The organism is Candidatus Symbiopectobacterium sp. NZEC135 (genome assembly GCF_025962695.1).
The window spans coordinates 1-1,041 of sequence record NZ_JAGFPF010000685.1 but is presented as its reverse complement, the minus strand read 5'-3'; the positions used below and the strand labels follow the sequence as shown (position 1 = coordinate 1,041).

Annotated in this window: 1 pseudogene; it reads left to right on the top strand. The window is 57.9% G+C overall.

Annotated elements, in window-relative coordinates:
* A pseudogene (locus J5224_RS35970) lies at positions 1 to 1,041 on the top strand (radical SAM protein); the annotation flags it as partial.

Genomic DNA, 1,041 nt, shown 5'->3' with positions numbered 1-1,041 from the left:
AAAGCGCGCCATGATGATGCGTATACGCCAGATAATATCGCCGGTAAACGTCCGGACCGCGCCACGCTGGTTTATACTCAGCGCTGCAAGGAAGCTTTTAGCGATGTGCCGGTGGTGCTGGGCGGCATTGAAGCCAGCCTGCGCCGCATCGCCCATTACGACTATTGGTCGGATAAGGTGCGACGTTCGGTGCTGGTGGATGCCAAGGCCGATCTGTTGATCTACGGCAACGGCGAGCGGCCGCTGGTGGAAATTGCACACCGCCTGGCGGCGGGAGAACCTATCAGCTCGATTGTGGACGTGCGCAATACCGCCGTGCTGCGTAAAACCGCGCTGCCTGGCTGGACGGGGGTGGATTCCACGCGTCTGGACAGCCCTGGCCGCATTGAGCCTATCCTCAATCCCTACGGTGATGATTTGCCCTGCGTGGCGCACACGGTAAAAGGCTCCACCAGCGGCAAGCCCATCACCGTGCGGGCACACAAGCCAAAGCCGTGGGAAAAAACCTATGTGCTGCTGCCCTCGTTTGAAAAAGTGATAAACGACAAGGTGATGTACGCGCACGCCTCTCGCATCCTGCATCATGAAACCAATCCGGGCAGTGCGCGTGCGCTGATGCAAAAACACGGCGACCGCTATGTGTGGATTAATCCACCGGCCATTCCGTTGCAAACGGATGAGATGGACGCGGTCTATGCCTTGCCGTATCAACGGGTGCCGCACCCCTCCTATGGCACATCGCGCATCCCGGCTTATGACATGATTCGCTTTTCCATCAATATCATGCGCGGCTGTTTTGGCGGATGTGCGTTCTGCTCGATCACCGAACACGAAGGGCGCATCATTCAAAGCCGTTCGCAAGAGTCGATTGTGCAGGAAATTGAAGCGATCCGTGATGAAGTGCCGGGATTCACCGGCATTATCTCCGATCTGGGCGGACCCACCGCCAATATGTACATGCTGCGCTGCCAGTCGCCCAAAGCGGAGCAAACCTGCCGCCGCGCGTCTTGCGTCTATCCTGAAATTTGCGCGCACATGGAT